The sequence below is a fragment of the Bacillus sp. 05T31 genome (genome assembly GCF_056396725.1).
Genome location: NZ_JBFTMA010000318.1, coordinates 1 through 4,577 on the forward strand (window position 1 = coordinate 1; position 4,577 = coordinate 4,577).

Consider the following 4,577-nt stretch of genomic DNA (forward strand, 5'->3'; position numbering starts at 1 on the left):
GCTATATGTACATACAATTATATGAAAAGCTCGTTATTATTCAAAAGGCATATGAAAATATTCAAACGCTTGGCGAACAAATATATGAGAATTTAAAAAATAAAAATGTAAATGCAGTTCAAAAGTTGCAAGTGGAACAATTGCAGTACATAGAAGGTGTTAAAGGATTATCGCGATCTTTTGAGGAAATGGTTGTTCAGCTTTGTAAAGAAAAACAAGTTGAACCGTTGCGTATGCGTTCGCTATTTTCGTATTTTTCACAGGAAGAAAATGAAAAAATGGAAGAATTACAAAAAAGTTTAAATGAATTAGAAGAAAATGTAAAAATGATTCTTTTGAAAAATCAATATTACTTAAACGTACTATTAAAAACTACAGAAAGTATTGTGGATTCCGTTTCTGAATACAATTTGGAGAAAAACAATAATTCGCAAATCTTTATGAATGAACTATTGTAAAGGAGAAGTGAAGCATTATGAGATTATCTGATTATAATACGCCGTTATCTGGTATGCTAGCGGCCCAAATGGGATTACAAACAACAAAACAAAACTTATCTAATATTCATACGCCGGGTTATGTTCGTCAAATGGTAAATTACGGATCTGTTGGAGCAAGTAACGGTCATACGCCTGAACAGAGAATCGGTTATGGTGTACAAACATTAGGAGTTGACCGTATTACAGATGAAGTGAAAACGAAGCAATTTAATGATCAGTTGTCACAGTTCTCTTACTACGCATATATGAATTCTACTTTATCACGAGTAGAGTCTATGGTAGGAACGACAGGGAAAAATTCATTATCTAGTTTAATGGATGGATTCTTCAATGCTTTTCGTGAAGTTGCAAAAAATCCAGAACAACCAAACTACTACGATACATTAGTTTCTGAAACTGGGAAGTTCACAAGTCAGATAAATCGTCTTGCGAAAAACTTAGATACAGCAGAAGCACAGACGACAGAAGATATTGAAGCACATGTGAATGAATTTAATCGTCTTGGTGCTAGTTTAGCAGAGGCGAATAAAAAAATTGGACAAGCAGGGACACAAGTACCTAATCAACTATTAGACGAACGTGATCGCATCGTTACAGAGATGTCTAAGTATGCCAATATTGAAGTATCTTATGAATCTATGAATCCTAATATCGCGAGTGTTAGAATGAATGGTGTTTTAACAGTAAATGGACAAGATACATATCCACTTCAATTAAATAAAGAAAAAGAACCAATGTCTGTTGCGATTTATGGATCGGATATTCCTTTAAATGGTGGAGCAATTCAATCAGCGATAGATACGAAAGCGAAGATTGCTAGTTATAAGAAAAACCTTGAAGAATTAATGAGTTCTGTAAAAGGTCAAGTGAATACAGTGATGGGAAAAGATTTCTTCGTTGGAGATCATGCGAAAGATATTCAGTTAAACCCTGAATTCGCAAAAGATGTTTCGAAAATGAAAATCTCCGCTGAAACAGCAAATAAACTAGCAGGAATTACAGATGGAGATTATAAAGAAGGTCTTTCTTATAAACAAGCATTAGACCAATTTATAGTTGGTGTAGCTTCTGATAAAAGTGCAGTGAATGCTTATCAAAATATTCATAAAGACTTATTAGAAGGTATTCAGCAAGAAAAGATGAGTATAGAAGGCGTCAATATGGAAGAAGAAATGGTTAATTTAATGGCCTTCCAGAAATATTTTGTCGCAAACTCTAAAGCTATTACGACGATGAATGAAGTGTTTGATAGTTTGTTTTCGATTATTAGATAACATGTAGAAGGATCGAAAAAGTTTTTTTTATGAGGGAAGAGAGGATCCGGCGCAAGGTAGAAGCGGACAGATCCTTTTAGTGGACCAAGCCATGTTAGACCAGAGATATGAGATGGGTGAAGGGGAAGTTAAGGGAGAGAATAGCCATGTCAAATAGAAACGAAGCCCCCTTTTTTATGATTAGAGAGAGGGTCCTGAGTTAGATAGAGGCGGTCAGTGCCTATTAGTGGACCGAGCGATATGAGACCAGAGATATGAAGTGGTTGTGGGATAAGTTAGCTTAGAGAACAGCCATGTCAAATAGAAACGAAGCCCCTTTTTTATGTGTAGAGAGAGGATCCGGTATAGTGTGGAAGCGGATAGAGCCTTTTAGTGGGCCAAGCCGTGTTAGATCAGAGATATGAAATGGTTGAAGGCTAGGGAAGAAACTAACAGTACATAGTTGCAGTTGCTTCTCTAGCCCAGTCAAATATAGATAAAGGAGAAGATAGAGATGAGAGTATCTACGTTTCAAAATGCAAACTGGGCAAAGAATCAGATGATGGATTTGAATGTGCAGCAGCAATATCATCGAAATCAAGTAACTTCTGGGAAAAAAAATCTTTTTATGAGCGAAGACCCACTTGCGGCAAGTAAATCATTTGCGATTCAGCATTCGTTAGCAAATATTGAACAAATGCAAAAAGATTTAGCGGATTCGAAAAATGTATTAACACAAACTGAAAATACTTTACAAGGTGTTTTTAAATCTTTAACAAGAGCGGATCAATTAACAGTGCAAGCGTTAAATGGGACAAATAGCGAAAAAGAATTGAAGGCAATCGGTGCAGAGATTGATCAAATTTTAAAACAAGTTGTATATTTAGCGAATACGAAAGAGCAAGGCCGTTATATTTTCGGTGGGGATAGTGCTGAACAAGCTCCATTTACAGAAGATGGTACGTATCAAGGTGGAAAAAATGATGTGAACTGGCAACTAAATGACGGTTATCAATTAAAAGCATTTCGTAACGGAGAAGCATTATTATCCCCGGTTATAAAAACGTTAAAACAGATGAGTGAAGCGATGCAAAATGGTGACCAAAAAGCGTTACAACCGTTATTAGGAGAAAATAAGAAAAACTTAGATAGCGTCATTAACCGTACAACTGAAGTTGGTTCAACTATGAACACGATGGAGACGTTTAAAACAATTTTAAGCGAGCAAAATTTAGCGCTTCAAGAAAATCGTAAAGAAATTGAAGATGTTGATTTAGCGGTAGCAATTTCTGACCTAGCTTATATTAATGCAACTTATGAAGCAACGCTTAAAGCAGTTAGTACGATGAGTAAAACGAGCATTTTAGATTACATGTAAACAATAAGGAGTGAGAAATATGGCAGGGACGTTAACAGGTATTGGCGGTAGACAACAGATTTGGAACCTCGGAAATAATATGATCGATACTTCTAACTTTGTAGAATTAGAAATGCAAGCGTTAGATATGAGAAAAACACCATATACTAATGAAAAGAACCAACTTTCACAAGATAAACTATTATATACTAGCTTAAAATCAGAATTTAGTTCTTTCACACAAACTTTTAAAAACTTAGCAGAATTTAAAGGGAATGAGAAAAAGGTAACAACATCCCAAGACGGTTATATTAGTGTAAAAGCTGATGGTGGAGCAATTGCAGGAACTTTTAATATGACGATTACACAGCTTGCGCAGCGTCATCAAATAGCTTCTAATCCTATTACTGATATAAATGCAAAACTTCCTAAAGATGAAACATTAAAACTAGGCGGTAAAGATCTAAAAGTAACAACTGATATGACATATAAAGATTTAATTAATAAAATTAATGACGGAGACTATGGCGTATCGGCTTATACACTTGGAGATAAAATTTTTATGTCCTCTAAAAAAGAAGGAACAGATGGAGAAATTAATTTTAAGGGGAACACATCTACACTGTTTCAAGATATTGGTTTAGCTAAGGCGGATGGGACAGCAGTCAATACAATCAATGAAGCGCAAAATGCTAAATATAGTATTAATGGTATTGAAGATGAAAGTTCTACCAATACAATCGAAGCTCTTCCTGGTGTGAAAATTGAATTACTAAAAGTGACGGAGTCAAAAGTAGATGAAAAAACAGATGCAGGTACAACAACAGATCCAAAAGCAAAAGGTATAGATCTGAAGTTTACAGTAAGTGATTCAAACGTAACAGACGCATCAAATATGATTAAAAAGATGGTAGCGGATTATAATAAAGCTGTTTCTACGGTAGATATTTTTGCTGGAAAAGGTGGAGCTTTCCAAGGTCAAGCTATTATGCAAAGTGTACGTCAAGCGATGAATAATGTCGTAACATTTTCTCAAGACGGTAATTATTTGTTTTCATTTGGAATTCAATTAAAGCAAGATGGGACGATGGAAGTTAATGATGAACAATTAACACAAGCGCTAAAAGACAAGCCGGATGCAGCGAAGCAATTTTTCTTTGGTTCTAACGGTTTAGGGAAGATGATGGAAGAACCACTTGATAAACTATTTGGTGATAAAGGTGTAGTCGGAGAGCGTGTAAAAAACATCGATTCACGTGTAAGTGATTTAGATAAAAAGATTAAAGATATTGAAACACAAAATCTGCAAAAACAAGATGAGATTGTGAAGAAGTATCAAAAGCTAGAAAGTACATTAGCGGCGCTAGATAGCCAGCTAAAAACAATTAAAGCAATGACAAAACAAAAAAGTGATGATTAATGAAAGTTGAGGAAGTGATCGTATGCAAGCATGGCAACGCTATATGC

The 4,577-nt window shown here is 35.1% G+C and carries 4 protein-coding genes; all 4 read left to right on the forward strand.

Annotation, left to right across the window (positions count from 1 at the left end):
• The first annotated feature begins 5 nt into the window (after positions 1-5).
• The 4 genes from AC1DJR_RS18055 (at position 6) to AC1DJR_RS18070 (ending at position 4,530) form a co-directional block, all read left to right on the forward strand.
• Positions 6-458: a flagellar export chaperone FlgN gene (locus AC1DJR_RS18055; protein ID WP_002064619.1), complete on the forward strand. Its 453-nt coding sequence runs from the start codon at positions 6-8 to the stop codon at positions 456-458.
• Positions 459-475: 17 nt separating this feature from the next.
• Entirely contained in the window at positions 476-1,774 is a 1,299-nt protein-coding gene (gene flgK, locus AC1DJR_RS18060) for a flagellar hook-associated protein FlgK (RefSeq protein WP_002141110.1), read from the forward strand.
• A 493-nt stretch (positions 1,775-2,267) separates the two neighbouring features.
• Positions 2,268-3,131: a flagellar hook-associated protein 3 gene (locus AC1DJR_RS18065; RefSeq protein ID WP_002086498.1), complete on the forward strand. Its 864-nt coding sequence runs from the start codon at positions 2,268-2,270 to the stop codon at positions 3,129-3,131.
• Between the two features lie 19 nt (positions 3,132-3,150).
• Positions 3,151-4,530, forward strand: a complete 1,380-nt coding sequence (locus AC1DJR_RS18070; protein ID WP_429686690.1) for a flagellar hook-associated protein 2 — start codon at positions 3,151-3,153, stop codon at positions 4,528-4,530.
• The last annotated feature ends 47 nt before the right edge of the window (positions 4,531-4,577 follow it).